The organism is Blastococcus sp. MG754426 (assembly GCF_021699055.1).
Classification (GTDB): domain Bacteria; phylum Actinomycetota; class Actinomycetes; order Mycobacteriales; family Geodermatophilaceae; genus Blastococcus.
In genome coordinates, this window is record NZ_SSXC01000012.1 from 14,515 (window position 1) to 40,457 (window position 25,943).

The following is a 25,943-nucleotide window of genomic DNA, read 5'->3' on the forward strand; positions in this document are numbered from 1 at the left end:
GACCGCTCAGCGTAGGCGAGGGCCGGCGGCCACCTCGTGGACGATCTCCAGACCGTCCTCCTCGTCGACCTGCTCCCCCACGGCGACGAAGCCCTCGGCGAGCACCAGGGCCAGGGACGCGGTGTTCGCCGGCCCCACCGACGCGCGCACCGCCGTCACCCCGGGTGCCGCGGCCGCCTCCGCCAGCAGCGCGCGCAGCGCCGCCCGGGCGTACCCCTGCCTCCGGTACCGGGGGTCGGTGGAGTAGCCGACCTCGACCGTGCCGGAGGCGTCCGGCGGCCCGTGGAAGCCCGCCCGGCCCACCGAGACGCCGCGCCCGGGGTCGTGGACCACCCGGGTGATCCAGCGGGCGCTCCCCGGATCGGCGACCACCTGCTCGGCCCGGATCCGCCACACCGCGCGGCACTCCGGCCCGGCGAGGTACGGGCTGAGCGGCACGGGAGCGGCCGCCTCGGCCGCGGCCAGGTCGCCGTCGGCGAGGGCGCGCAGTGCGACCGCACCCAGCGCGACCAGCTGCACCCGCCGCTCCACGGCCGCGAGGCTAGCCGGGGCGAGCCCCGTGGCGGGTCGGGGCCTCAGCTCGCGTCGAGCCGGGCGGTCCACCCCGCGCCGTGCGGCACCAGCAGGGCGGTGCGGACGTCGTCGTCCCGCCGGTCCAGCCGCACCTCCAGGTGCTCGTCGGCCAGCTGCTCCACCAGACCCTGGCCCCACTCGACGACGGTCACCGACTCGTCGGTCGAGGCGTCCAGGTCGAGGTCGTCGACGTCGGCGTGCCCGCCGAGCCGGTAGGCGTCCACGTGCACCAGCGGGATGCGGCCGCCGCGGTGCACCCGGGCGATGACGAACGTCGGCGAGGTGACCGGCTCGCGGACGCCGAGCCCCGCGCCGATGCCCTGGGTGAGGGCGGTCTTGCCCGCGCCGAGCGGCCCGACCAGGACCACCAGGTCACCGGGGCGGGTGAGGCCGGCCAGCGCCTCGCCCAGGGCGTGCGTGTCGGCGAGGCCCGGCAGCACGTGCTCGCGCTTCACCCCTGCTCCTCGAGCGATCCGGCGACGGCGGTCAGGTCGGCCAGCAGCCCGGCCCGCGGGGCGCCGTTCGGGCCGAAGCGGATGGCGGCCGACGGGTGGTAGGTGGCCCAGACGGCGCGGCCGTCGACCTCGTGCGCCTGCCCGCGGACGGCGGCCAGCACGGTGCGCGGCCCGAGGAACCACTTGGCCGAGGAGAGCCCCAGCGCGACGACGACGGGGCTGCCGAGCAGCTCCAGCTGCCGGCGCAGCCAGCCGCTGCACCGCGCCACCTCGGGCGCCCTCGGGGTGCGGTTGCCCGGCGGCCGGCACTTCACCACGTTGAGCACCGCGGCCTGCGCGCGGTCCAGCCCCGCCTCGGTGAGGAGCTGGTCCAGCAGCGCCCCGGACCTCCCGACGAACGGCCGGCCGGTCTCGTCCTCCGTCGCCCCCGGCGCCTCGCCCACCAGCACGAAGCGGGGACGGCCGGCGTGCGGCACGTCCCCGACCACCACGTGCTGCCGGGCCGTGGCCAGCTCGGGGCACGCCACGCAGGACCGGGCGGTGGCCGCGAGCGCCGCCCAGTCGGGTGCGGCCGCCGCGGCGCGGGCCACCTCGTCGGCGGCGGCGTCGAGCCGGGGCGGACGGGGAGCGGCCACCCCCGCACCCTAACCAGCCGCCCTCGGACCCTTCCCCGAGGACCGGTGGCGTGCGACCGTGCGCTCACGACGCCCCGGCGCGGAGGAACTGCCATGGCCGACCTGGACCTGTACGAGTTCGCGTTCCTCGCCGGTGGGCGGGAGCGCGTCGTCGACACCGCCGTCGTCGTCCTCGTCGAATCCGGCCGGTTGCGGGTGCACCCGCCCGGTGAGCTGTCCATGGTGGAGGCGTTCCGCCGGCACCCGGTCGAGGCGGCCGTCCTCGACGCGGTGGGTGCCCGCGGGCACCGGTCGGTCGACACGATCCGCTGGCGCTCGGTGAACGACGACCGGATCACCGGCCTCGCCCGGCGGCTCGCCGATGCCGGGCTGCTCCGCCGCCGATCCCTCCACCGCCGGGGGCGGTGGGCCCCGACGCGGGCGGGTCGAGCGCTCCTCCGCCGGGGGCCGCTCGCCGACCCGTCGCTCGACGGGGGCAGCGCGGTCCTGGTCGCGCAGCACGGACGTGCGGCGATGACCGACACGGCGCTGCGCTCGGCCGTCTTCGAGCGGCCGACGCCGCGACAGCTGAGCGCGGGCGAGATCGGCCGCCGGATCAGGCGGAGCCGCTGGGACGCGGCGAGCGGCAGCGCGATGTTCGGGGCGCACCAGTCGCACACCGCGCTGGGCGGCGCGGCCGGCTTCGGGCTCGACGCCGGAGGCGGCGGCGGTGGTGACGGCGGCGGCTCGTGAACCGCGCGGTCAGCTGCCGGTGCGGGCGTCGGCACCCACCCGGCGGAGCAGGCCCGCGATCGCCCCGCTGACCTCGTCGGGCCGCTCCAGCAGCACCATGTGCCCGGCGCCGGGCACGACGACGTACTCGACGGCGTTCTCCCCGGTCTGCGCGAGCCGCTCGACGATGAGCTCGCTGTGCCCCTGCGGGATCATCGTGTCCTCGTCGCCGGTGAGCACCAGCGTGGGCACCCGGCGCAGCGGCTCCAGGCGGCCGGTCTCGTCGAGACCGGCCAGGGCCGGGTAGAACTCGGCGATGACGTCCACCGGCGTACCCGCGATCATCGCGTCGACGTAGCGCACCAGCGCCGGGTCCACCTCGGACGAGCCGAAGGACAGCGCCTTCGTCGCGGCCGACACCAGGTCGGCCGCCATCCGGCGGGTGCGCTCGGCGAAGGTCGGCCGGTGCCGCATCGTCCAGGCGGCGACCGGCAGCACGGCGGCGCGCAGGCGGGTGAGCATCTCGGGCAGGCCGAAGCTGAGCTCGGCGAGGTTGCCGCTGGAGGTGGAGATCAGCGCGGCGCCGCGCACCCGGGTGCCGAACAGCTCGGGCCGCAGCGCGGCCAGCCCCATGACCGTCATGCCGCCCATCGAGTGCCCCACCAGGACCACCGGGCCCCGGGGCGCGCGGGCGTCCAGGACCGCCAGCAGGTCGCGGGCCAGCTGCTCGATGGTGGAGTGCTCCGGGGCCCCGCGCCCCGACGAACCGTGGCCGCGCTGGTCGTAGAAGACCAGGCGGGCCTGCGGGCGGTGCCCGTTCCCGGTGGCGAGCTCCGCCGCCAGCGTCCGGCGCTGGAACGCCCAGGACGCCATCGACAGCGTGTACCCGTGCACGAAGACGACGGTCAGCGGCGCGTCGCGGGGGCCGATCTCCTCGACCGACAGGAGCACGCCGTCGTCGGCGCGCACGAGGGCGGTGCGGTCGGCCGGCCGCGCGTCGGCGCCGAGCGGGTCGACCTGGCGGAGCCGGCTCTCGGCCAGCGCCGTCGCCACCTCCGCCGCCGGGCCGAGCTCGGCGGCGCGCACCCTTCGGGCCGCGATGCGGCTCAGCGCGACGCCGGCCGCGGTGCCCGCGGCGACCAGCCCCACCACGGCACCGACGACGCCGGCGGCGCGCGCCTTCGGGTGCCCGGCGGAGGGCCGGGCCGGCTGCGAGCGCCTCCGGGCCATCAGACCGCCCCCGCCGAGCCGACGTAGCGGCGGGCGAACCGGCCCCCGATGCGGGTGACGAGCTCGTAGTGGATGGTGCCGACGGCGTCCGCCCACTGCTGCGCGGTCGGCTCCCCGCCGTCCCCCGGCCCCCACAGGACCACCTCGTCCCCGGCGGCGATCGGGGCGTCGCCGACGTCCAGGACGAACTGGTCCATGCAGACCCGGCCGGCGATGGTCCGCTGCTCCCCTGCCGCGAGGACGGGCGCGACGTTGCCCGCCGCCCGCGGCACCCCGTCGGCGTAGCCGGCGGGTACCAGGGCCAGCGTGGTCTCGGCGGTCGTCGCGTAGGTGTGGCCGTAGGAGACCCCCGCGCCGGCGGGCACCCGCTTGGTCAGCGCGACGCGGGCGCGCACCGTCATCGCCGGCCGCAGCCCGTGCGCGGCGGGGTCGCCGCCCAGCGGGTCCAGCCCGTAGACGGCCACGCCGGGGCGCACCATGTCGTACCAGGTGCCGGGCAGGGCGACCGTCGCCGCCGAGTTGGCCAGGTGCCGGCGCGCGTCGGTGAGCCCCGCCGCCCGGGCGACCGCGACCGCCTCCTCGAACACCCGCACCTGCGCGGCGATGGTCGGGTGGGTGGGGGCGTCGGCGTAGGCGAGGTGGCTCCACAGCCCGGTGACGACGACGTCGCCGTCGGCCTGCGCCCGGGCCGCGGCCGCGACGAGCCCGGGCCACTCGGCGACGGGGGCGCCCTCGCGGGAGAGCCCGGTGTCGACGAACAGGTGCAGGCGCGCCGTCCGGCCGGTCGCCCGGGCCGCGGCCACCACCTCGGCCAGGCCCCAGGTCGCGTTGACCGACACCTCGACGTCGGCGGCCAGCGCGGCGGCGATGTCGGCTCCCGGGCCGTTCAGCCAGGCCAGCACCGGCGCGGTGACGCCGGCGGCCCGCAGGGCCAGCGCCTCGCTCACGACGGCCACGCCGAGCTGGTCGGCGCCGCCGGCGAGCGCGGCCCGCGCCGCGGGCACCAGCCCGTGCCCGTACCCGTCGGCCTTGACGACCGCCATCAGCGGCCGGCGCACCCGCTCGCGCAGCGCCGCGGTGTTCGCCGCGATGGCGTCGAGGTCGACGACCACCTCCGCACCGGTCCCGTTCGTCACGCCCCCGAGTCTGGCAGGCCGGCCGGCGCGGTACCGCGCACCCGCGCGACCGCCTCCGGCAGGTGCCGGACGACGTCGCCGGCGACGAACGGCCCGCGCGCCGCGGCGACCTGCCCGGCGCGCCCGTGCACGTGCGCGGCGACCGCCGTCGCCTCGACGGCGGGCAGGTCCGCGGCGAGCAGGGCGCCGGCGATCCCCGAGAGGACGTCGCCGGTGCCGGCGGTGGCCAGCCACGGGGTGCCGGTGCCGTTGACGAAGACGGTGCCGTCGGGGTCGGCGACCACGGTGGCGTCGCCCTTGAGCAGGACGACGGCACCCAGGTCCGCGGCCAGCCGGCGGGTGGCGCCGATCCGGTCGTCCCCGGGCTCGGCGCCGAAACGGGCGAACTCCCGGTCGTGCGGGGTGAGCACGGTCGGCGCCGCCCGGCGGCGGACCAGTTCGGGCTCGGCAGCCAGCAGGGTGAGCCCGTCGGCGTCGACGAGCACGGGCAGGTCGGTGGCGAGCACCTCGGCCAGCACGCTGCGGGCGTCGTCCCCGGTGCCCATGCCCGGTCCGACGACCCACGCCTGCACGCGGCCGGCGTCCCCCGGGCGCCCGTCGGTGACGATCGCCTCCGGCCACGCGGCCCGGACGCCGTCGGCCGCCGTCCCGGCGTAGCGCACCAGCCCGGGCCGCGTGCGCAGCGCCGCCCCGGTGCAGAGGACGGCGGCCCCGGGATAGGTGGCGGATCCCGCGACGACGCCGACGACGCCCTGCGAGTACTTGTCGTCGTCGGCGTCCGGGAGCGGCAGCCGGGCGGCGGCGTCGGCGTCGGTCAGCTGCCGGGCCGACGGCGCCGGCAGGTGGGGCCCGAGCCCGATGTCGACCAGGTGCACCGCGCCCGCGTGGCCGCGGCCGGCCCCGGCGACGAGGCCGGGCTTCACCGCCCCGAAGGTGACCGTGTGCATCGCCGGGAAGGCGGCCCCGGCCACGGCGCCGGTGTCGGCGTCCACCCCGCTGGGCAGGTCGACGGCGACCATCAGCGCCGGACCCGCCGCCGCTCGCTCGACCAGCCCGGCGGCCGGCTCCCGCAGCCCGCCGGAGCCGCCGAGGCCGACGATCCCGTCGAGCACGAGGTCCGCCCGGTCGAGCACCGGCCCGGCCGCCGCCGCGTCGACGGTGCGACCACCGGCCCGGCGGAAGGCGGCGAGCGCGGCCGGGTGGGCGCGGTCGGGGCTCAGCAGGACGGCGGTCGCGCGCGCCCCCCGGGCGGCCAGCCGGGCGGCGGCGAAGAGCGCGTCGCCCCCGTTGTTCCCCGCGCCCGCCAGGACGGCGACGCGGGCGCCGTACGGGCGGCCCAGCAGCCGCAGGCAGACGGTGGCCAGGCCGGTGGCGGCGCGCTGCATGAGCGCGCCGTCGGGCAGGGCGGCGAGCAGCGGGGTCTCGGCCGCGCGGATCTCCGCGGCGGTGTGCAGGTCGATCACGGCGCCTCCCGGGTCAGCCCCTCGGCGACGACCACCGCGGAGGCGATGCCGCCGTCGTGGCTCAGCGAGACGTGCCACGAGGTGACCCCGAGCTGGGCTGCCCGGCCGGCCACCGAGCCGCGCACGGCGAGGTGCGGCCGGCCGTGCGCGCCGACGGTCACCTCGGCGTCGTGCCAGCGCAGGTCACCGGGGGCGCCGAGCGCCTTGGCCAGCGCCTCCTTGGCGGCGAACCGGGCGGCCAGCGACTCCCCGGTCCGGGGGGCACCCGACGGCGTGCGCTGCTCCTCGGCGGTGAACAGCCGGTCGCGCAGCCCCGGCGTCCGGGTCAGCGACTGCGCGAAGCGGTCGACCGGTACGACGTCGATGCCCACCCCGATGATCACCCGCCCAGTCTGCCCGGACGGTGGTCACGCCGCCGATCGGTCACCTGGCGACAGGCCCCGTCCCGGGTCCCACCCTGAGCGTGCGCAGGGTGGGGAGGACGGGGTCCTTCACTCGACGGTGACGCTCTTGGCCAGGTTGCGCGGCTGGTCGACGTCGTAGCCGCGGGTGTCGGCGATCTCGCAGGCCAGCACCTGGAGCGGCACCGTGGTCACCACGGGTGCCATGAGCGTGGGCGTGCGCGGCACGCGGATCAGCTCGTCGGCGAACGGGACGACGTCGTCGTCACCCTCCTCGGCGATCACGATGGTGCGCGCCCCGCGGGCCCGCACCTCCTGGATGTTGGAGACGACCTTGCCGTGCACCGAGTTGCGGCTGCGTGGCGACGGGACGATGACGACGACCGGGGTGCCCTGGTCGATGACGGCGATCGGCCCGTGCTTGAGCTCGCCGGCGGCGAACCCCTCGGCGTGGATGTAGGCGAGCTCCTTGAGCTTCAGCGCCCCCTCGAGCGCCACCGGGAACCCGACGTGGCGGCCGAGGAACAGGATGGTGCCCGCGTCGGCCAGCGACCGGCCCAGCGCCCGCACCGGCTCCATCTGCTCGAGCACCTGCTCGACGGCGCCGGGCAGCTGCCGGAGGTCGTCGACGATCGCGGCGATCTCGTCCTCGTACTTGACGCCGCGCACCTGGGCGAGGAACAGCCCGACCAGGTAGCAGGCGACGACCTGGGCGAGGAACGCCTTCGTCGAGGCGACGGCGATCTCCGGGCCGGCGTGGGTGTACAGGACGGCGTCGGACTCGCGCGGGATGGTCGAGCCGTTGGCGTTGCAGATGGCCAGCACGCGGGCCTTCTGGTCCTTGGCGTGCCGCAGCGCCATGAGGGTGTCCATCGTCTCGCCGGACTGGCTGATGACGACGACCAGCGTGGAGCGGTCCAGCACCGGGTCGCGGTAGCGGAACTCGCTGGCGACCTCGACCTCGACGGGGATCCGGGTCCAGTGCTCGATGGCGTACTTGGCGATCAGCCCGGCGTGGTAGCTCGTGCCGCAGGAGACGACGAAGATCTTGTCGATGTCGCGCAGCTCCTGGTCCGACAGCCGGACCTCGTCGAGCACGAGCTCGCCGTCCTCGCCGAGCCGGCCCAGCAGCGTGTCGGCGATCGCCTGCGGCTGCTCGGCGATCTCCTTGAGCATGAACCAGTCGTAGCCGCCCTTCTCGGCGGCCGCGGCGTCCCAGTCGACGGTGTAGGCGGTCGGCTCGGCCGGCGTGCCCTCGAAGTCGGTGACGGTGAGACCGCGGGTGCGGTCGATCTCGACGACCTGGTCCTGGCCGAGCTCGCGCGCCTGCTTGGTGTGCCCGATGAACGCGGCGACGTCGGAGCCCAGGAAGTACTCGGGGGTGCCGTCTGCGGTCTCCCCGACGCCGACCACCAGCGGGCTGCTGCGCCGGGCGGCGACGAGCGTGTCGGGCTCGGCGACGTGCGTGGCGACGAGGGTGAACGCGCCCTCCAGCCGCCGGCAGACCGCGCGCATCGCCTCGGCCAGCCGGCCGGGACCCTCCGGCGTCGCGGTGTAGGCGTCGGCCAGCAGGTGCGCGACCACCTCGGTGTCGGTCTCGGAGCTGAACTCCACACCGGCGGCCTCGCACTCGGCCCGGAGCACGGCGAAGTTCTCGATGATCCCGTTGTGGATGACCGCGACCGCGCCGTCGGCGGAGACGTGCGGGTGGGCGTTGCGGTCGGTGGGGCCGCCGTGGGTGGCCCAGCGCGTGTGCCCGATGCCGATGGTCGCGGCCGGGAGCGGCTGGTCGGCCAGCACCTTCTCCAGGTTGGCCAGCTTGCCGGCCTTCTTCGCCGAGCTCAGCGCGCCGTCGGCGACGACGGCGATGCCCGCGGAGTCGTACCCGCGGTACTCGAGCCGGCGCAGCCCCTCCAGCACGACGGCCAGAGCGTCCTGGGGGCCGACGTATCCCACGATGCCGCACATTGGACCGAGGGTACCGGGGACCGGCCCGGCGCCCGGGCCGCGCGCGTCCGCACGGCCCCGAAGGGTGAGGCCGGGCGGGTCAGCCGACCCCGGCGACGACGGCGGCGAGCCGCTGCGCGACCGCGTCGGCCTGGTCCTGCGTAGGGGCCTCCACCATGACCCGGACCAGCTGCTCGGTGCCCGAGGGCCGCAGCAGGACCCGGCCGGTGTCGCCGAGCTCGGCCTCGACCGCGTTGACCGCGGCGGCCACCTCGTCGCTCGCGGCGACGGCGAGCCGGTCGGACACGGGCACGTTGACCAGCACCTGCGGCAGCCGCTGCACCACCGAGGCGAGCTCGGCGAGCGAGGCGCCGGTGCCGGCCATCCGGGAGAGCAGGGCCAGCCCGGTGAGCAGGCCGTCGCCGGTGGTGGCGTGCTCCAGGAACACCAGGTGCCCGCTCTGCTCACCGCCGAGGCTGAGGTCGTGGGCTCGCAGGGTCTCCAGCACGTAGCGGTCACCGACCGCGGTCGTGCTCACCGAGATGCCGGCGTCGCGCATCGTGTGGTGGAACCCGAGGTTGCTCATGACGGTCGCGACCACCGTGTCGGACTTCAGCGCGCCGCGCTCGTGCAGGTCCAGCGCGCAGATCGCCAGGATGGCGTCGCCGTCGACGACCTCGCCGTCGGCGGTCACGGCCAGGCAGCGGTCGGCGTCCCCGTCGTGGGCCAGCCCGATGTCGGCGCCCCGCGCCCGGACCGCCTCGACCAGCGGGCCGAGGTGCGTGGAGCCCACGCCGTCGTTGATGTTCCAGCCGTCGGGCTCGCAGCCGATGGCGTGCACCGTCGCGCCGGCGCGCCGGTAGACCTCGGGCGCGGCCGCGGCGGCCGCGCCGTGCGCGGCGTCGACGACGACCGAGAGCCCGCCCAGGGGCCGGTCGACGGTGGAGAGCAGGTGCTCGACGTAGGCGTCGGTGCCGTCGGCCAGCGCGCTGACGCGACCGATCGAGCCGCCGGTGGGGCGGTGCCCGTCGGAGGAACCGGCGGTGACGGTCCGCTCGATGGCGGCCTCGACCGCGTCGGGCAGCTTGTGCCCACCGCGGCTGAAGAGCTTGATGCCGTTGTCGGGCATCGGGTTGTGGCTGGCCGAGATCATGACGCCCAGGTCGGCGCCGCTGCGGCCGGTCAGCCAGGCCAGCGCCGGGGTGGGCACGACCCCGGCGAGGAGCACCTCGGCTCCCGCGCTCGTGAGGCCCGCGACCACCGCGGCCTCGAGCATCTCCCCGCTGGCGCGGGGGTCGCGCCCGACGACCGCGACGGGACGCGAGGTCCCGTCGCGGTCGGCGAGCACGCCTGCGGCGGCACGTGCCACCGAGAGGGCCAGCTCCGGCGTGAGGTCGGAGTTGGCCCGACCCCGGACGCCGTCGGTCCCGAAGAGGCGACCCACGGACGTACCGGTCAGCGCTTGGAGTACTGAGGCGCCTTGCGGGCCTTCTTGAGGCCGTACTTCTTGCGCTCCTTGACCCGCGGGTCACGGGTAAGGAAGCCGGCCTTCTTGAGGGCCGGGCGGTCCTCGGCCTCGACCTCGATGAGGGCGCGGGCGATGGCCAGGCGCAGCGCGCCGGCCTGCCCGGTGACGCCGCCACCCTTGAGGATGCCGACGACGTCGTACTGCTCGGCCTTCTCGAGGGTCACGAACGGCTCACGGATGAGCTGCTGGTGCACCTTGTTCGGGAAGTACTCCTCGAGGGAGCGGCCGTTGAGCTTGAACTGGCCGGTGCCCGGGAGCAGCCGCACGCGGACGACGGCCTCCTTGCGCCGGCCGACGGTCTGCACCGGACGCCCCTCGGCGTCGGTCACGGTCAGTGCGCTGGTCACTGGGCCACCTGCTTGATCTCGTAGGTCTGGGGCTGCTGCGCGGCGTGCGGGTGCTCCGGGCCGGCGTAGACCTTGAGCTTCTTCAGCATCTGCCGACCCAGCGTGTTGTGCGGGAGCATGCCCTTCACGGCGCGCTCGATGACGCGGTCGGGGTGGGTGCGCAGCTGGTCACCCACGTTGATGGTCTTGAGACCACCCGGGTGGCCGGAGTGCCGGTAGGCGAGCTTGTCGTCCCGCTTGGACCCGGTGAGGGCGACCTTGCCGGCGTTGACGATGACGACGAAGTCGCCGACGTCCACGTGCGGGGCGTACTGGGGCTTGTGCTTGCCGCGCAGGAGCTGCGCGGTCTGGCTGGCCAGTCGACCGAGCACCACATCGGTGGCGTCGATGACGTGCCAGGCCCGGGCGACCTCGCCGGGCTTGGGGGTGTACGTGCGCACGGCGCGCGTCCTCCGTCGTCGTCGGGATGGCTGGTGGGATCGCCTCGCCGAGCACGGGAGACGGATCTGCACGCGCGGCACCAGCCGGCACACGCGCCAACCGAGCACGATACCAGTCGAAGGCCCGTCGTCACCCGGCCGTTCGGTCAGGTCACTTCGCGGAGCCGCCCGGTGTCGACGTCGTAGACCGTCCCCCGCACCTCGTGCGAGACCAGGTAGGGGCAGTCGCGGAGCAGGCGCATGGACTCGCGCACGTCGGCGTCGACGTCGGTGAAGGTGCGCGCCGACCACGGCGGCCGCCGGCCGGTCTCCCGCTCCACCAGGTCGGCGAAGTCGACGTCGTTGCTCTTCTGCAGCCCGCAGTCGGTGTGGTGGACCAGCACGATCTCGCGGGTGCCGAGCAGGTGCTGCGAGATGGTCAGCGAGCGCACGGTGTCCTCGGTGACGACGCCACCGGCGTTGCGGATGACGTGCGCGTCACCGACCTCCAGGCCCAGGAGGGGGAACAGGGGCATGCGGGAGTCCATGCAGGCCACGACGGCGACCTTCCGCGCCGGGGCCACCGGCTTGCTGCCGGGGAACCGCTCGGCCCATTCCGCGTTCGCCTCGAGCATCCGGTCGATCTCAGCCACGACCGGACGATAACCGGGAGCCGCCGCCGTCGCGCTCCCGGGCGACGACCTCGGCCAGCACCGCCGGGTCCAGCGCCGGGCGCCCGCCCGCGTGCGCGACCGTCGAGGCCGCCGCCGCGGCGCCGAGCCACGCCGCCTCGTCGGGCCCTCGCCGGCCACGCAGCGCGGTGACGAGCGCCGCGACCCACGCGTCCCCGGCACCGGTGGGGTCCACCGGCGTCCCGCCCAGCCGGGGCACGAGCACCTCGCCGTCGGCCCAGGCCGGGTCGGCCTCCCCCACGCCCGCCGCCACCCCCGGTGCCGGACCGGCGCGCCACGCCACCAGGTCGCCCTGCTCACCGGTCGCCAGCGCCACCAGCCGGGGGCCGGCCGCGAGCAACCGCGCGGCGGCGTCCCGCGCGTCGTCGGGGCCGGAGAGCCGGTGGCCCACCAGCAGCTCGGCCTCGGCGGCGTCGGCCCGGACGACGTCCGCCCTGCCGAGGACCGCCTCCCGCGTGGGCGCGTCCTCCGGCGCCCCGTCGGCCACCACCAGCGCCGTGGGCGGGGCCAGCCCGAGCGCCGCCCGCACGGCCGCCCCCGGCTGCTGGAGCTGGAGGCTCAGCACCTCGCAGCCCGCCAGCACGCCGCCGGCCGCGGCCACGTCGGCGGGGGTGAGCAGCACCGCGGGCGGGACGTGCTCCACCAGCCGCCGCCGGCCGCCGTCCTCGACCAGGTCGAGCAGGAGCGCCGTCGCCGCGCCCGGACGCGGGACCACGCCCGAGACGTCGATGCCGTCGGCGGCGGCCTGCGCCAGCACGTCGCGCCCCGCGGCGTCGTCCCCCACCGCACCGACCAGCGCCACCGGGACGCCGAGCTGCGCGAGCGCGACCGCCTGGTTGGCCCCCTTCCCGCCGAGCAGCTCCCTGCGATCGGAGGCGGGGGCCGAGCCGCCGGCCTCCGGCACCGCCGGGAGCCGCAGCACCAGGTCCCGGCCGACCTGCCCCAGCACGACGACCGCCGCCATGCCCGCACCTCCCGGCCACCGCCGCTGTCGGGAGCGCGGCGATGGGCGAGGATGTGCCCCGTGCGCACGGTCGAGGAACACCAGGCGGCGGTCAGCGCCCTGCTGCCCGCCCTGCCCGAGGAGACCGTGCCCCTGGCCGAGGCGCACGGGCGGGTGCTGGCGCGTGACGTCGTCGCCGAGGTGCCGCTGCCCGGCTTCGACAACTCGGCGATGGACGGCTACGCGGGCCGGTGGGCCGAGCTCGCCGACGCGGACGGCGGGCCGGTGCGGCTGCCGGTGGCCGAGGACATCCCCGCCGGGCGCACCGACGTCGTCCCGCTGGCGCCCGGCACCGTCCACCGCATCATGACCGGCGCCCCGCTGCCCCCGGGCGCGGACGTCGTCGTCCCCGTGGAGCTCACCGACGGTGGCACCGACGTCGTGGAGATCCGCGACCGGCCCGCGGCCGGGAGCCACCTCCGGGCGGCGGGCGAGGACATCGCCGCCGGGACCGTCGCGCTCTCCGCCGGCGCGCCGCTCGGCGCCGCCCAGCTGGGCCTGGCCGCGGCGGTCGGCGTCTCGGAGCTCGTGGTGCGGCGCCGCCCCCGGGTGCTGGTGCTCTCCACCGGCAGCGAGCTGGTCGCGCCCGGGCAGCCGCTCGCGCGCGGCCAGATCTACGAGTCAAACTCCGCGCTGCTGGCCGCCGCGGTGGAGGAGGCCGGGGGCGTCCCGCGGCGGCTGCACTTCGTCCCCGACGACGTCGACCAGTTCCTCGCCACCGTGCGCGCCGAGGTGGCGACGGCGGACCTGCTGATCACCAGCGGCGGCGTGAGCGCCGGCGCCTACGAGGTCGTGAAGGACGCCTTCCGCGCGCTGGGCACCGTGGAGTTCGGCAAGGTGGCGATGCAGCCCGGCGGCCCGCAGGGCGCCGGCACGGTCGACGGCGTGCCGGTGGTCACCCTGCCCGGCAACCCGGTCAGCGCCTTCGTCTCCTTCGAGGTCTTCGTCCGGCCGGCGCTGCGCCGCGCCCTCGGGCACACCGCGCCCGACCGGCTGCGGGCGCCGGCCCGGCTCACCGGGCCGCTGCGCTCCCCCGCCGGCCGCCGCCAGTTCCTGCGCGGCCGCTACGACGGCGGCGAGGTCTCCCAGGTCGGCGGCCCCGGTTCGCACCTGGTCGCGCACCTGGCCCGGGCCAACTGCCTCGTCGTCGTCCCCGAGGACGTCACCGAACTGCCCGCCGGCGCCTCCGTGGACGTCGTGCTGATCGAGGGAGCCCTGCAGTGAGCGAGCCGCGTCTCACCCACGTCGACGAGTCCGGGGCGGCCCGGATGGTCGACGTCTCCGCGAAGAGCGTCACCACCCGCGAGGCCACCGCCGCCGGCCGCGTGCTGGTCAGCCCGGAGGTCGTCGGCCTGCTGCGGGGCGAGGGGGTGCCCAAGGGGGACGCGGTGGCGGTGGCGCGCATCGCGGGCATCGCCGGGGCGAAGCGGACGCCGGACCTCGTGCCGCTGTGCCACCCGATCGCGCTGCACGGCGTCACCGTCGACCTCGAGGTCGCCGACGACGCCGTCGAGATCACCGCCACCGCCCGCACCGCCGACCGCACCGGCGTGGAGATGGAGGCGCTCACGGCGGTCACCGTGGCCGGGCTGACGATGATCGACATGGTCAAGGCCGTCGACCCGCGGGCCGCGATCACCGACGTCCGGCTGCTGCGCAAGACCGGCGGGAAGAGCGGGGAGTGGACCCGGTGACCGCCGCCCTGCCGCCGGATGCCCGCGCGATGGTGCTGACCGCCTCCAACCGGGCCTACGCCGGCGTCTACGACGACCGCAGCGGCCAGGCCCTCGCCGACGGCCTGGCCGCGCTCGGCTTCGACGTCGAGGGGCCCCACGTGCGCCCCGACGACGCCACCGAGCTGGAGAACGTGCTGCGGAACGCCGTCGACGCCGAGTTCGACGTCGTCGTCACCACCGGGGGGACCGGGCTCTCCCCCACCGACGTGACGCCGGAGGCGACCCGCGCGGTGATCGAGCGGGAGGCACCGGGCATCGCCGAGGCGGTGCGCCGCTACGGGGCCGGGAACGGGGTGCCGACGGCGGTGCTCTCCCGCGGGCTCGCCGGCATCGCCGGCCGCACCCTGGTGGTCAACCTCCCCGGCTCGACCGGCGGCGTGAAGGACGGGCTCGCGGTCCTGGCGCCGCTGCTCCCCCACGTGGTCAGCCAGCTGCGCGGCGGCGACCACTGAGCACATCGCGGCCCTCCGGGCCGCGCGGCGGCCGGGGGCCGTCCCCGGCTGCCCCGGGCGCGTCCCCGGTTCGGCAGCCGGACCAGCAGGGGGACGGCACCCGTGTGCACCACTGCGGCTTGCCGGGCGCTCCGGCCGCGCACCGCGACCGCTACGCCAGGAGGTCGGCCGCCGCCTTGGTCCACGCGTCCAAGTCCCTCTGCAACGACCAGGCGAGAACCGGTCGGAGCACAGGGAGCAGCGAGCGGATCAGGAGGTTCTTCGGCTCGACGTCCCAGCGCCACGTCACCCTCGTGCCTTCTGCGGTGGGCTCGAAGGTGCCGTAGAACGTGCCGCCCAGAGGGGAGTCCAGCGTCTGGTTCACGTGGCGTCGAGGGCGGTCGAACACGTGGTAGTCGGAGATCCAGCTCATCGCCGGCAGAGGGCCGATCCGCTGCACCATCCGGTACCGCGGCGTGCCGTCGGCGCGGACCTCGTAGTCCTCGACGGTGACGGAGCTGGCCAGGTACCGGGCGGTCTGCCGAGGGTCCCTCCAGAAGAAGTCCCACGTCTCCTCGGGGCTGAGCGGCACCACCGCCGCGGCCTCCACGGACTGCATGGGCCGTAGCTTTCCCATGCCGGCACGAGACGTCCAGACGACTCGGAGCCGTCCCAGCACTGTCCCCGAGCGGGCCGTCACCCGTGCAGGCGGCGTGCCGATCCGTCAGGCGCCGACCCCCGTGAGCCGCTCGGTGCGGGTGTAGACGTTGCAGCCGTCGCCGCGGAGGAAGCCGACCAGGGTGATGCCCACCTCGCGGGCCAGCTCCACCGCCAGGGACGACGGCGCCGAGACCGCCGCCAGCACCGGGATGCCCGCCATGGCCGCCTTCTGGGTGAGCTCGAAGCTGGCCCGCCCGCTGACCATCAGCACCTGCCCGGCCAGCGGCAGCCGGCCCGCGCGGACGCCGTCGCCGATCACCTTGTCCACCGCGTTGTGCCGGCCGACGTCCTCCCGCAGGGCGAGCAGCTCCCCGTCCGCGCTGAACAGCCCCGCCGCGTGCAGGCCGCCGGTCTTGTCGAAGACCTGCTGGGCGGCGCGCAGCCGGTCGGGCAGCGCCAGCAGCACCTCCAGCGGCAGCTCCACGGGGTCGGCCGCGACGTCGAAGGAGGTCTTGGTGCGGATGGCGTCGATGCTGGCCTTGCCGCAGACGCCGCAGGAGCTCGACGTGTAGAAGTTCCGCTCCAATCCGGTGTCGGGCACCGGGACGCCGGGCGCGAGGTCGACGTCCACGACGTTGTAGGTGTTGCGGCCGTCGGCGTCCACGGAGTCGCAGTAGCGCAGGCCGGCGACGTCGTCGGCCCCGTGGATGACGCCCTCGGTCGCCAGGAAGCCGTGCACCAGGTCGAAGTCGTCGCCCGGCGTGCGCATGGTGATCGCGAGGGCGGTGCCGCCCAGGCGGATCTCGAGCGGCTCCTCGGCGGCGACCGTGTCGGGCCGGGTGCTGCGCTGCGGACCGCGGATGCGCAGCACCGGGGTGCGGCTGGTGACTCGTCCCACGCGGGCGACGGTACCCATCCCGCGGAACTACCGTGACGGCGTGGACCCCCTGCTGCCCTACGCGGCCGTGGTGCTGGCCGGCGGCCGGGCCGAGCGGCTCGGCGGGCAGGCCAAGCCGCAGCTGCGCGTGGGGGGCCGGACGCTGCTCGCCACCGTCCTCGACGCGGTGGCCGATGCGCGGCCCCGGGTCGTGGTCGGGCCGGCGCAGGAGGTCCCGGACGACGTCCTGCTGATGCGGGAGGCCCCGCCCGGCGGAGGCCCGGTGGCTGCGCTCCGCGCCGGGCTGGAGCACGTGCACACCCCCACCGTCGTGGTCCTCGCGGCCGACCTCCCCTTCCTCACCGCCGGCCTGGTGCGGGAGCTGCGCCGGCGGGTGCGCCGCGACGGGGCGCTGGTGGTCGACGACACGGGCCGGGACCAGTTCCTGCTCGGCGCCTGGCGCACCGCCGCGCTCCGCACCGCGGTGACCGACCCGGCCGGCCCGCGCGCCCTGCACCGCGTGGTCTCCGCGCTCGACGTCGACCGCTGGTCACCGCCGGTCGAGCCGGGCCGGCCCGGCCCGTGGCTGGACTGCGACACCCCCGAGCAGTTGGCGTGGGCCCGCGCGGTAGCCGGCGGGCCACCCGGGTAGGGGCCGGGGCATGCGCATCGTCATCGCCGGGGCCCACGGGCAGGTCGCCCGCCGCCTCGGCCGCCTGCTGTCCGGCCGCGGCGACACCGTCGTCGGTCTCGTCCGCAACCCCGACCACCGGGCCGACCTGGAGGCCGACGGCACCATGCCCGCCGTGCTCGACCTGGAGTCGGCCTCGGTCGACGACGTCGCGGAGGTCGTCCGGGGTGCCGACGCCGTCGTCTTCGCCGCCGGCGCCGGCCCGGGCAGCGGGGCCGCGCGCAAGGACAGCGTCGACCGGGGCGCCGCGGTGCTGCTCGCCGACGCGGCCGAGCGGGCCGGTGTGCGGACCTACCTGCTGGTCTCCTCCATGGGCACCGACCTCGTGGCCGGGGGCGGCACCCCCGAGGGCCTGGACGACGTGTTCGCCGCCTACCTGCGCGCCAAGCTCGCCGCCGAGCAGGACCTGCTGGCGCGCCCCGCCCTCGGGGTGACGGTGCTCCGCCCGGGCGGGCTGTCCGACGAGCCGGGGACGGGGCGGGTCACCCTCGACCGGCACGTCGAGCGGGGCGAGATCCCGCGCGACGACGTCGCGGCCGTCCTGCTCGAGTTCCTGGACCACCCCCGCGACGGCGCGGTGGTCGAACTCGTCGCGGGCGGGACACCGATCCCCGAGGCGGTCGCCTCGGTGCCGTGACCGCCCGCGGGTGACGCCCGCCCTGGCGGCCTCACCCGTCCCGACGGGCCCGGGTGACCCCGGTGCGGGCGGCGAGCGCGGCGTCCGGCGGGTAGTCGACGGCGAGCAATGTCAGCCCGTGGGCGGGCGCGACCGGCACCTCGCTCGCGCGTTCGGCGCGCTCGAGCAGGCTCGCCGGCCAGTCCAGCGGTCGCCGCCCCTCCCCGACCGCGATGAGCCCGCCCACCAGGCTGCGGACCATCGAGTGGCAGAAGGCGTCGGCGGAGGCGTCGATGCGGACGACCTCGACACCGGGTTCGTCGTCGGTGCGCGACACCTCGAGCCGCAGCAACGTGCGGATGGTGGTCGCGCCCTCGCGCCGCTTGCAGTAGGCCGCGAAGTCGTGCTCGCCCGGCAGCAGTCCGGCGGCGAGGTCCATGGCGGTCGCGTCCAGGCGGCGGGGCCAGGCCACCGTGTCGGTGCGGCGCAGCGGCGACGGCCCGGCCGGGTCGTCGGTCAGCCGGTAGGCGTAGTGGCGGGCCAGGGCGGCGAACCGCGCGTCGAAGTCCGGGTGCGCCTCGGTGACCGATCGGACGGCGACATCCGGCGGCAGCACGCCCCGCAGCCGGCGGACCAGCTTGGGTGCCTGCTCGGCCCAGAGCTCCCCCGGCACGTCGCAGTGCGCCACCTGTCCGGTGGCGTGCACACCGGCGTCGGTGCGGCCGGCGACGGTCAGGTCGACGTCCCGGCGCAGCACCGTCGACAGACCGCGCTCCAGCTCCTCCTGGACCGTCCGCACCGCCGGCTGGCGGGCCCAGCCGTGGAAGCCGGTGCCGTCGTACTGCAGGTCGAGCCGGAGACGGACGAGCCCGCCACCGGGGCCGGTGGCGGGCTCGTCCTGGTGCCGGTGCGTGGTCAGCGACCGGTCGCGATCTTGAGTGTCATCGCGGGTCGGGCGCGGCGTCGCCGCCCTGGTACTGCTGGCTGGCCGTGGCGGCGTCGCCGAGCTCGGCGGCCTCGACCTCCGCGGCGGCGGCGCGGGCCACCTCCGGCGAGAGAACCGGGTCCTCCACGACGGCGGCGTTCTCCCGCTGCGGCTGCGGCGTCACGTCACCGTCGTCCTGGCGCTCGTCGTCGGGGTTGTAGAGGTCGGTGACGACCTCCTGGGCCTCGTCGCTCACGCTGCCGTCGGTGACCGCCGGCGAGGTGTCACCGCCGGGGCCCGTGGTCTCACCCTCGAACGTGGCCCCCTGGTCGCCGCCACCGGCGGAGACGCCGGCCGCGCCCGCGCCCGGGACGTCCTGGGGCTCGCTCATCGGGCGTCCGTGCCCTCGGCGTCGGCGTCGGCGTCGGCGTCGGGCGCCTCGGCGACGACCTCGTCCGGGCTGTCGGCGCTGTCCACGCTGTCGGCGGACTCCGGGCTGTCGACGGAGTCGGCGGAGTCGGTCGGCTCGACGACGTCGGCGGTGACCTCCCCGGCCGCCGCGGCGGCGCCGGCGCCGCTGGCGAACTGGGTGCCGCGGGCCCGCTCGGCCTCGCCGACGGCCTGCTGGCCCACGGTCAGGGCCTCGACCAGCTCGATGACCGCCATGGGGGCGTTGTCGCCCTTGCGCGGGCCGACCTTGGTGATGCGGGTGTAGCCGCCCGGGCGGTTCTCGTAGCGAGGACCGATCTCGGCGAACAGCGTGTGGACGACGTCCTTGTCACGGATGGTCGTCATCACCTGACGACGGGCGTGCAGGTCACCGCGCTTGGCGAAGGTCACCAGCTTCTCGGCCAGCGGGCGCAGCCGCTTGGCCTTCGCCTCGGTGGTGGTGATCCGCCCGTGCTCGAACAGCGAGGTGGCCAGGTTCGCCAGCATCAGCCGCTCGTGCGCGGGCGAGCCGCCGAGACGGGGGCCCTTGGTGGGGGTGGGCATGTCGGTCCTTCCTCAGGCGGCCGGGCGCTCGGTGCCGGCTGCATCCGTGGTGCAAAGCGTCTGTGGTGCGTCGTCCAGTGTTGCGCGTCGGACGGCGCTGCCGGGCGGCGGGTCACCCCACCGCCCGGCTGCGCCGTTCCTCAGAGCTGCTCGGTCTCCTGGTAGGAGCCGTCGTCGTACTGCGCCTGGTCGTAACCCGCGGCGTACTCGCCGGTGCCCTGGTAGGCGTCGGTCTCGTACCCCTCGTCGTAGCTCTCGATCGAGGTGGGGATGAATCCGGGCGGGCTGTCCTTGAGCGCCAGACCCATGGCCGCCAGCTTCATCTTGACCTCGTCGATCGACTTGGCCCCGAAGTTGCGGATGTCCAGCAGGTCGGCCTCGGAACGGGTGACGAGCTCACCGACGGTGTGCACGCCCTCGCGCTTGAGGCAGTTGTAGGACCGGACGGTGAGGTCCATGTCCTCGATCGGCATCGAGAAGTTCGCGATGTCGGCGGCCTCCGCCGGGCTCGGCCCGACCTCGATGCCCTCGGCGTCGACGTTCAGCTCGCGCAGCAGGCCGAACAGCTCCACCAGGGTCGACCCGGCCGACGCGATGGCGTCGCGCGGGGCGATGGACGGCTTGGTCTCGACGTCGACGACGAGGCGGTCGAAGTCGGTGCGCTGCTCGACACGGGTGGCCTCGACGGCGTAGGTCACCTTGAGGACCGGCGAGTAGATCGAGTCGACCGGGATGCGGCCGATCTCCTGGCCGGGCTGCTTGTTCTGCGGGGCCGGGACGTAGCCGCGGCCGCGCTCCACGACCAGCTCGACCTCCAGCCGGCCCTTGCCGTTGAGGGTGGCGATGTGCAGGTCGGGGTTGTGCACCTCGACCCCGGCCGGCGGCGCGATGTCCGCGGCGGTCACCTCACCCGGGCCCTGCTTGCGCAGGTACATGGTCACCGGCTCGTCGGAGTCCGAGCTGACGACCAGGCCCTTGAGGTTGAGGATGATCTCGGTGACGTCCTCCTTGACGCCCGGCACGGTGGTGAACTCGTGCAGGGTGCCCTCGATGCGGATGCTGGTGACAGCCGCACCGGGGATGGACGACAGCAGCGTGCGCCGCAGGGAGTTGCCGAGGGTGTAGCCGAACCCGGGCTCGAGCGGCTCGATGACGAACCGCGAGCGCTGCTCGGTGATGGTCTCCTCGGTCAGCGTGGGGCGCTGTGCGATGAGCATTGCGTTTCTCCTCCATGTCCTCCGGCACCCGCCATATGACGCCGTGAGGGGGTGGTGCTGGCTCCGTGCGGGCATCTGTCCGCCCGCCGGGGCCGTGACCCCAGGTGCCGGGACCGCTGATCCCGGCACCTGGGGGCGAGCCGCTACTTGGAGTAGAGCTCGACGATCAGCTGCTCCTGGACCGGGGTGTCGATCACCTGGCGGGCCGGGATGCCGTGCACGAGCACGCGCAGCTGGCTGCTGATGACCTCCAGCCACGGCGGCACGGGACGCTCACCGGCGCGGGCCTGGGCGACCTCGAACGGCATCATGGTGCGCGACTTCTCGGCGACCTCGACGATGTCGTTCTCGCTGACCCGGTAGGACGGGATGTCCACCTTGCGGCCGTTCACCCGGATGTGGCCGTGGCGCACCAGCTGGCGGGCCATGTCGCGGGACTCGGCGAAGCCGGCCCGGTAGACCACGTTGTCCAGCCGCGACTCGAGGATCTGCAGCAGGACCTCACCGGTCTTGCCCGTCTTGCGGTTGGCCTCTTCGTAGTAGCCGCGGAACTGCTTCTCCAGCACGCCGTAGATGCGGCGGGCCTTCTGCTTCTCGCGCAGCTGCAGCAGGTACTCGCTGTCCTTGCTGCGACCCCGGCCGTGCTCGCCCGGCGGGTACGGCCGGATCTCGATCGGGCACTTCGGGGACTCGCACTTGCTGCCCTTGAGGAACAGCTTCATCTTCTCGCGCCGGCACAGGCGGCAGTCGGCTCCGGTGTAACGGGCCACGTCTATCTACCTCGTTCGATTCGTCGGTGGCCGGTCAGACCCGGCGGCGCTTCTTGGGGCGGCAGCCGTTGTGCGGCTGCGGGGTCACGTCCTGGATCTGCCCGACCTCGAGGCCGGTGGCCTGCAGCGAGCGGATCGCGGTCTCGCGGCCGGAGCCGGGACCCTTCACGAAGACGTCGACCTTGCGCATGCCGTGCTCCTGCGCCTTGCGGGCGGCGTTCTCGGCGGCCATCTGCGCGGCGAACGGCGTCGACTTGCGCGAGCCCTTGAAGCCGACGTGGCCGGCGGAGGCCCAGCTGATCACGTTGCCCGTCGGGTCCGTGATCGAGACGATCGTGTTGTTGAACGTGCTCTTGATGTGCGCAGCACCGTGAGCGACGTTCTTCTTCTCCTTGCGGCGGACCTTCTTGGCACCAGCCGCGGCGCGAGCCCTGGGAGGCATGAGTCTGTGGGATTCCTTCTCTTCGTGGCCTAGAGAGGCAGCACGCGCGCGCCCCGTCGCTCCCCCCTCACGGGCTCTGCGACGACACGCTCTCGCGGCTTACTTCTTGCCGGCCTTCTTCTTGCCGGCGATGGTCTTGCGCGGGCCCTTGCTCGAGCGCGCGTTGGTGCGGGTGCGCTGACCGTGCACCGGGAGGCCACGGCGGTGCCGCAGGCCCTGGTAGCAGCCGATCTCCACCTTGCGGCGGATGTCGGCGGCCACCTCGCGGCGGAGGTCACCCTCGACGCGGAAGTGCTCGTCGATGTAGTCGCGCAGCTTCAGCAGGTCCTCGTCGCTGAGGTCCTTGGCGCGCAGGTCGGGGTTGACCCCCGTCGCGGCCAGGGTCTCCTTGGCGTGGTGCTTGCCGATGCCATAGATGTAGGTGAGCGCGATCTCCATCCGCTTCTCGCGGGGCAGGTCGACGCCAGCCAGTCGTGCCATGTTTCAGGTACTCCCTCAGCCCTGGCGCTGCTTGTGCCGGGCGTTGTCGCAGATGACCATGACCCGGCCGTGCCGGCGGATCACCTTGCACTTGTCGCAGATCTTCTTCACCGACGGCTGGACCTTCACCGGTGCCGCCCCTCATTCCTCGAAATCGATGTGCCGGGACCCCGCACGAGGTGCGGGTCCACGGCGGTCACTTGTAGCGGTAGACGATGCGACCGCGCGTCAGGTCGTAGGGCGAGAGCTCCACGACCACGCGGTCCTCGGGCAGGATGCGGATGTAGTGCTGCCGCATCTTGCCGCTGATGTGGGCGAGCACCCGGTGCCCGTTCTGCAGCTCGACCCGGAACATCGCGTTGGGCAGCGGCTCGACGACGCGACCCTCGACCTCGATGGCCCCGTCCTTCTTCGCCATGCCGTACACGCACTCCTTGACTCGGTGGTACTGGTTCCTCCCACGCCCACGCCGGTACCCGGCTGGACGCGCTCGGAGTTTGCAGATCGGGTGGTGCAGGCGCTCTCGCAGAGGGCGCTCCGCGTCATGCGGCCACAGCACGACGACGGAACGGCGCTAGCGCCACAGAGGATCGTACCCCGCTGCCCCACGAGTCACCAACCCGCCCCTGCAGTGATGGTGGCGACGCGCCGGACCGGCCCCGCCGCAGGGACCGGGGCCAACGCAGCCAGTCCCCGTGGGCGACGGGGTCCTTCCTCAGGTGCGGGGGGTGATCCCGAACGGGGCGAGGCCGGCGACGCCGCCGTCCTCAGCCGTGAGGACCCACGGGCCCTCGGGCGTGATCGCCACCGTGTGCTCGAAGTGCGCGGCGCGCGAACCGTCCTTGGTGACGACGGTCCAGCCGTCCTCGAGCTCCACCGTCGCCGGGTCCCCGACCGTGACCATCGGCTCGATCGCCAGCGCCAGCCCGGGGACGAGCTTGGGCCCCCGCCCCGGGCGACCGTAGTTGAGCACGTGCGGGTCCTGGTGCATCTCGGTGCCGATGCCGTGCCCGCCGTAGTTGTCGACGATGCCGTACGGGTGCTGCTCCCGGCGGATCTCCTGCTCCACGGCCGCGCTGATGTCGCTCAGCCGGCCGCCGGCCACCGCCCGGGCCAACCCGGCCCACATGGACCGCTCGGTGACGGCCATGAGCGCCGCGTCCTCGGCCGAGGGCTCCCCCACGGTCATCGTCACGGCGGAATCGCCGTGCCAGCCGTCGAGGATGGCGCCGCAGTCGACGGAGATGTTGTCGCCGGCAGCGAGCACCCGGTCCTTGCGCGGGATGCCGTGCACGATCTCGTCGTTGATCGACGCGCAGATGCTCCCGGTGAACCCGTGGTACCCGAGGAACGAGGGCACCGCGCCCGCGCTGCGGATGTGGTCCTCCGCGATCGCGTCGAGCTCACCGGTCGTCACGCCCGGCCGGACGGCCGCGCGGACGGCGGCGATGGCACCGGCGACCACGAGGCCGGCGCCGCGCATCAGCTCGATCTCGTGCGGCGTCTTGATCTGGATCATGCGTCCACTCCACTTCGCGAGCAACGGAAGACGGCCGAGGAGTCCTGCCGTCATCCGCCGCGTCGCTCCTCCACCGCGCCCGACCGCCAGGGTCAGACGGCGGCCGGCTGACCGGCCTCGCCGTCGGTGTCGGCGCCGAGCGCGCGCAGGGCGCGGGAGGTGACCTCCTCGACGGAGCCGATCGCGTCGATGCGCGCGAGCAGCCCCTCGTCCTCGTAGAAGCCCGACAGCGGTGCGGTCTGTTCCCGGTAGACCTCCAGCCGGTGCCGGACGGTCTCGGGCTTGTCGTCGTCGCGCTGGACCATCTGGCCGTCGACGAGCATGCGCCGGCCGGAGAGCCGGCGGACCAGCTCCTCCTCGTCGACCACCAGCTCGAGCACCCGGTCGAGCCCGTGCCCGAGCTCCTGCAGCGAGGCACGCAGCTGCTCGGCCTGCGCGATGGTCCGCGGGAAGCCGTCCAGCAGGAACCCGCCCGCGGCGTCGGCCTCGGCCAGCCGGTCCTTGACCATGGCGACGGTGATCTCGTCGGGGACGAGGTCGCCGGCGTCCATGTAGACCTTGGCCTTGCGGCCGAGCTCCGTCTGCCCGCTCACGTTGGCCCGGAAGATGTCGCCCGTCGAGATGGCCGGGACACCGAGCTTGCCGGCGATGATCTGCGCCTGGGTGCCCTTGCCCGCTCCGGGCGGCCCCAGGAGGACGACGCGCACTACTTCAGGAACCCTTCGTAGTTGCGCTGGTTCAGTTGCGTCTCGATCTGCTTCACCGTCTCCAACCCCACTCCGACCATGATCAGGACGGCCACGCCGCCGAACGGGAAGTTCTGGTTCTGCCCTTCCTGCGTGATGGCCAGGAAGAAGTTCGGCAGGACGGCGACCACGCCCAGGTAGATCGACCCCGGCAGGGTGATCCGGGACAGCACGTACTGGAGGTATTCGGCGGTCGGCCGCCCGGGGCGGATGCCCGGGATGAAGCCGCCGTAGCGCTTCATGTCGTCGGCCCGCTCCTCCGGGTTGAAGGTGATCGACACGTAGAAGTACGTGAAGAAGACGATCAGGCCGAAGAAGACCGCGATGTGGACCGGGCTGCTCTGGTCGATGATGTACGTCTCGAAGAACTGGCGGACGCCACCGGTCTCGGTGCCCTGGAGCTGGACGACCAGCTGCGGCAGGTACAGCAACGACGACGCGAAGATGACCGGGATGACGCCGGCCTGGTTGACCTTGAGCGGCAGGTACGTGGACGTCCCGCCGTACATGCGCCGGCCGACCATCCGCTTGGCGTACTGCACCGGGATGCGCCGCTGGGCCTGCTCGACGTAGACCACGGTGCCGATGATGACGACCGCGAAGGCGCAGACGACGGCGAAGACGATGCCGCCGCGGGTCTGCAGGATCGAGCCACCCTCGGCAGGAATCCGCGCGGCGATCGAGGTGAAGATCAGCACGGACATGCCGTTGCCGATCCCCTTCTCGGTGAGCAGCTCACCGAGCCACATGATCAGGGCGGTGCCGGCCGTCAGCGCGATGACCAGGACCACGGTCGTCCAGATGGACTCCGACGGGATGATCTGCTCGGAGCAGTTCGGGAAGAGCTGCCCGCTGCGGGCCAGCGCGATGATGCCGGTGCTCTGCAGCACGGCGAGCGCGATCGTCAGGTAGCGGGTGTACTGGGTCAGCTTGGCCTGGCCCGACTGCCCTTCCTTCTTCAGCTGCTCGAACCGCGGGATCACCACCACCAGCAGCTGCACGATGATGCTCGCCGTGATGTACGGCATGATCCCCAGCGCGAACACCGAGAGCCGGAGCAGCGCCCCGCCGGAGAAGAGGTTCACCAGCGAGTAGAGGTCGCGCTGGTCGGACGCCTGGGCCTGCTCCAGGCAGCTGTTGATCGCCTCGACCGAGACCCCCGGCCCGGGGACCGCGGCCCCCAGCCGGTAGATGGCGATGATCGCCAGGGAGAACAGCAGCTTGCGCCGGAGGTCTGGCGTCCGGAACGCCGCGGCGAACGCCTGCAGCACGTGCCCTCCCCTTGTCGGTCGAGTCAGGT

Annotated in this window: 32 protein-coding genes and 1 pseudogene; 6 read left to right on the forward strand and 27 right to left on the reverse strand. The window is 74.8% G+C overall.

Translation table 11 applies throughout. The features are described 5' to 3' along the window. Positions 1–6: 6 nt before the first annotated feature. The 3 genes from E9549_RS06675 to E9549_RS06685 are packed head-to-tail and all read right to left on the reverse strand — an operon-like array spanning position 7 to position 1,663. Entirely contained in the window at positions 7–531 is a 525-nt protein-coding gene (locus E9549_RS06675) for a GNAT family N-acetyltransferase (protein ID WP_236825763.1), read from the reverse strand. A gap of 44 nt (positions 532–575) precedes the next feature. Then, the gene (gene tsaE, locus E9549_RS06680) at positions 576–1,028 is read right to left on the reverse strand and encodes a tRNA (adenosine(37)-N6)-threonylcarbamoyltransferase complex ATPase subunit type 1 TsaE (protein ID WP_236825764.1); all 453 of its coding nucleotides are present in this window, start codon (positions 1,026–1,028) and stop codon (positions 576–578) included. Next, positions 1,025–1,663, reverse strand: a complete 639-nt coding sequence (locus E9549_RS06685) for a uracil-DNA glycosylase (RefSeq protein ID WP_236825765.1) — start codon at positions 1,661–1,663, stop codon at positions 1,025–1,027. Before E9549_RS06685 ends, tsaE begins: the two co-directional genes overlap by 4 nt. A gap of 45 nt (positions 1,664–1,708) precedes the next feature. On the opposite strand from E9549_RS06685, the gene E9549_RS06690 reads away from it, so the two are divergent. Next, positions 1,709–2,395 (forward strand): TIGR04222 domain-containing membrane protein, encoded by a 687-nt coding sequence (locus E9549_RS06690; RefSeq protein ID WP_308113094.1) that lies wholly within the window; start codon positions 1,709–1,711, stop codon positions 2,393–2,395. A gap of 9 nt (positions 2,396–2,404) precedes the next feature. Here the strand turns inward: E9549_RS06690 and E9549_RS06695 are convergent, their stop codons facing one another. The 10 genes from E9549_RS06695 to E9549_RS06740 form a co-directional block, all read right to left on the reverse strand. After that, on the reverse strand, positions 2,405–3,604 hold the full coding sequence (locus E9549_RS06695; RefSeq protein ID WP_236825767.1) for an alpha/beta fold hydrolase: 1,200 nt from the start codon (positions 3,602–3,604) through the stop codon (positions 2,405–2,407). Further along, entirely contained in the window at positions 3,604–4,740 is a 1,137-nt protein-coding gene (alr, locus tag E9549_RS06700) for an alanine racemase (protein WP_236825768.1), read from the reverse strand. The genes E9549_RS06695 and alr overlap by 1 nt, the downstream gene beginning before the upstream one ends. Continuing rightward, positions 4,737–6,203 (reverse strand): NAD(P)H-hydrate dehydratase, encoded by a 1,467-nt coding sequence (locus E9549_RS06705; RefSeq protein ID WP_236825769.1) that lies wholly within the window; start codon positions 6,201–6,203, stop codon positions 4,737–4,739. The genes alr and E9549_RS06705 overlap by 4 nt, the downstream gene beginning before the upstream one ends. Then, positions 6,200–6,586 (reverse strand): holo-ACP synthase, encoded by a 387-nt coding sequence (locus E9549_RS06710; RefSeq protein ID WP_236825770.1) that lies wholly within the window; start codon positions 6,584–6,586, stop codon positions 6,200–6,202. The genes E9549_RS06705 and E9549_RS06710 overlap by 4 nt, the downstream gene beginning before the upstream one ends. A 108-nt stretch (positions 6,587–6,694) precedes the next feature. Further along, complete coding sequence (glmS, locus tag E9549_RS06715) at positions 6,695–8,572, reverse strand: glutamine--fructose-6-phosphate transaminase (isomerizing) (protein ID WP_236825771.1); 1,878 nt, start codon at positions 8,570–8,572, stop codon at positions 6,695–6,697. 79 nt (positions 8,573–8,651) lie between these two features. Continuing rightward, positions 8,652–9,995: a phosphoglucosamine mutase gene (glmM, locus tag E9549_RS06720; protein WP_236825772.1), complete on the reverse strand. Its 1,344-nt coding sequence runs from the start codon at positions 9,993–9,995 to the stop codon at positions 8,652–8,654. A gap of 11 nt (positions 9,996–10,006) precedes the next feature. Beyond that, complete coding sequence (gene rpsI, locus E9549_RS06725) at positions 10,007–10,426, reverse strand: 30S ribosomal protein S9 (protein ID WP_374201291.1); 420 nt, start codon at positions 10,424–10,426, stop codon at positions 10,007–10,009. After that, positions 10,423–10,866, reverse strand: a complete 444-nt coding sequence (gene rplM / locus E9549_RS06730; RefSeq protein WP_236825773.1) for a 50S ribosomal protein L13 — start codon at positions 10,864–10,866, stop codon at positions 10,423–10,425. Before rplM ends, rpsI begins: the two co-directional genes overlap by 4 nt. 146 nt (positions 10,867–11,012) lie before the next feature. Then, positions 11,013–11,498, reverse strand: coding sequence for a carbonic anhydrase (locus tag E9549_RS06735; protein WP_308113092.1), 486 nt, complete (start codon positions 11,496–11,498; stop codon positions 11,013–11,015). Beyond that, complete coding sequence (locus E9549_RS06740) at positions 11,491–12,501, reverse strand: PfkB family carbohydrate kinase (RefSeq protein WP_236825774.1); 1,011 nt, start codon at positions 12,499–12,501, stop codon at positions 11,491–11,493. The genes E9549_RS06735 and E9549_RS06740 overlap by 8 nt, the downstream gene beginning before the upstream one ends. Positions 12,502–12,552: 51 nt before the next feature. Here E9549_RS06740 and glp point away from each other — a divergent pair, with 51 nt between their 5' ends. From glp to E9549_RS06755, 3 genes are read left to right on the forward strand one after another with little or no spacing between them, the layout of a single operon-like run. Then, the gene (gene glp, locus E9549_RS06745) at positions 12,553–13,764 is read left to right on the forward strand and encodes a gephyrin-like molybdotransferase Glp (RefSeq protein WP_236825775.1); all 1,212 of its coding nucleotides are present in this window, start codon (positions 12,553–12,555) and stop codon (positions 13,762–13,764) included. Continuing rightward, positions 13,761–14,234, forward strand: a complete 474-nt coding sequence (gene moaC, locus E9549_RS06750) for a cyclic pyranopterin monophosphate synthase MoaC (protein ID WP_308113090.1) — start codon at positions 13,761–13,763, stop codon at positions 14,232–14,234. The genes glp and moaC overlap by 4 nt, the downstream gene beginning before the upstream one ends. Continuing rightward, entirely contained in the window at positions 14,231–14,728 is a 498-nt protein-coding gene (locus E9549_RS06755) for a molybdenum cofactor biosynthesis protein B (protein ID WP_236825776.1), read from the forward strand. The genes moaC and E9549_RS06755 overlap by 4 nt, the downstream gene beginning before the upstream one ends. A 151-nt stretch (positions 14,729–14,879) precedes the next feature. On the opposite strand, the gene E9549_RS06760 is transcribed toward E9549_RS06755, so the two are convergent. Next, complete coding sequence (locus tag E9549_RS06760) at positions 14,880–15,326, reverse strand: SRPBCC family protein (RefSeq protein ID WP_236825777.1); 447 nt, start codon at positions 15,324–15,326, stop codon at positions 14,880–14,882. A 105-nt stretch (positions 15,327–15,431) separates the two neighbouring features. Continuing rightward, the gene (gene fdhD, locus E9549_RS06765; RefSeq protein WP_236825778.1) at positions 15,432–16,265 is read right to left on the reverse strand and encodes a formate dehydrogenase accessory sulfurtransferase FdhD; all 834 of its coding nucleotides are present in this window, start codon (positions 16,263–16,265) and stop codon (positions 15,432–15,434) included. Between the two features lie 40 nt (positions 16,266–16,305). On the opposite strand from fdhD, the gene E9549_RS06770 reads away from it, so the two are divergent. Continuing rightward, positions 16,306–16,896 (forward strand): molybdenum cofactor guanylyltransferase, encoded by a 591-nt coding sequence (locus E9549_RS06770; RefSeq protein ID WP_236825779.1) that lies wholly within the window; start codon positions 16,306–16,308, stop codon positions 16,894–16,896. A 10-nt stretch (positions 16,897–16,906) separates the two neighbouring features. Next, positions 16,907–17,572 carry an NAD(P)-binding oxidoreductase gene (locus E9549_RS06775; RefSeq protein ID WP_236825780.1) on the forward strand — a complete coding sequence of 222 codons (666 nt, stop codon included), beginning with the start codon at positions 16,907–16,909 and terminating at the stop codon, positions 17,570–17,572. A gap of 31 nt (positions 17,573–17,603) precedes the next feature. Here the strand turns inward: E9549_RS06775 and truA are convergent, their stop codons facing one another. From truA to secY, 12 genes and pseudogenes are all read right to left on the reverse strand, one after another. Further along, positions 17,604–18,470 (reverse strand): tRNA pseudouridine(38-40) synthase TruA, encoded by an 867-nt coding sequence (truA, locus tag E9549_RS06780; RefSeq protein ID WP_255723792.1) that lies wholly within the window; start codon positions 18,468–18,470, stop codon positions 17,604–17,606. A 22-nt stretch (positions 18,471–18,492) separates the two neighbouring features. Beyond that, the gene (locus E9549_RS06785; protein ID WP_236825782.1) at positions 18,493–18,867 is read right to left on the reverse strand and encodes a hypothetical protein; all 375 of its coding nucleotides are present in this window, start codon (positions 18,865–18,867) and stop codon (positions 18,493–18,495) included. A 254-nt stretch (positions 18,868–19,121) separates the two neighbouring features. Continuing rightward, positions 19,122–19,469 (reverse strand): annotated as a pseudogene (rplQ, locus tag E9549_RS24455) (50S ribosomal protein L17); the annotation flags it as partial. Positions 19,470–19,609: 140 nt separating this feature from the next. Beyond that, complete coding sequence (locus E9549_RS06795) at positions 19,610–20,686, reverse strand: DNA-directed RNA polymerase subunit alpha (protein ID WP_236825783.1); 1,077 nt, start codon at positions 20,684–20,686, stop codon at positions 19,610–19,612. A gap of 143 nt (positions 20,687–20,829) precedes the next feature. Further along, a complete protein-coding gene (gene rpsD, locus E9549_RS06800) occupies positions 20,830–21,456 on the reverse strand; it encodes a 30S ribosomal protein S4 (protein WP_236825784.1) in 627 nt (208 codons plus the stop codon). Between the two features lie 34 nt (positions 21,457–21,490). Next, positions 21,491–21,898 carry a 30S ribosomal protein S11 gene (rpsK, locus tag E9549_RS06805; RefSeq protein WP_012950456.1) on the reverse strand — a complete coding sequence of 136 codons (408 nt, stop codon included), beginning with the start codon at positions 21,896–21,898 and terminating at the stop codon, positions 21,491–21,493. A gap of 99 nt (positions 21,899–21,997) precedes the next feature. Continuing rightward, positions 21,998–22,378: a 30S ribosomal protein S13 gene (gene rpsM, locus E9549_RS06810; protein WP_091929092.1), complete on the reverse strand. Its 381-nt coding sequence runs from the start codon at positions 22,376–22,378 to the stop codon at positions 21,998–22,000. 15 nt (positions 22,379–22,393) lie between these two features. Further along, a complete protein-coding gene (gene rpmJ / locus E9549_RS06815; RefSeq protein ID WP_012950458.1) occupies positions 22,394–22,507 on the reverse strand; it encodes a 50S ribosomal protein L36 in 114 nt (37 codons plus the stop codon). A 67-nt stretch (positions 22,508–22,574) separates the two neighbouring features. Continuing rightward, the gene (infA, locus tag E9549_RS06820; RefSeq protein ID WP_012950459.1) at positions 22,575–22,796 is read right to left on the reverse strand and encodes a translation initiation factor IF-1; all 222 of its coding nucleotides are present in this window, start codon (positions 22,794–22,796) and stop codon (positions 22,575–22,577) included. Between the two features lie 297 nt (positions 22,797–23,093). Beyond that, positions 23,094–23,897, reverse strand: a complete 804-nt coding sequence (gene map, locus E9549_RS06825) for a type I methionyl aminopeptidase (protein WP_236825785.1) — start codon at positions 23,895–23,897, stop codon at positions 23,094–23,096. Positions 23,898–23,989: 92 nt separating this feature from the next. Then, positions 23,990–24,604 (reverse strand): adenylate kinase, encoded by a 615-nt coding sequence (locus E9549_RS06830; RefSeq protein ID WP_236825786.1) that lies wholly within the window; start codon positions 24,602–24,604, stop codon positions 23,990–23,992. Next, positions 24,604–25,914 (reverse strand): preprotein translocase subunit SecY, encoded by a 1,311-nt coding sequence (secY, locus tag E9549_RS06835; RefSeq protein WP_236825787.1) that lies wholly within the window; start codon positions 25,912–25,914, stop codon positions 24,604–24,606. The genes E9549_RS06830 and secY overlap by 1 nt, the downstream gene beginning before the upstream one ends. Positions 25,915–25,943 lie beyond the last annotated feature (29 nt).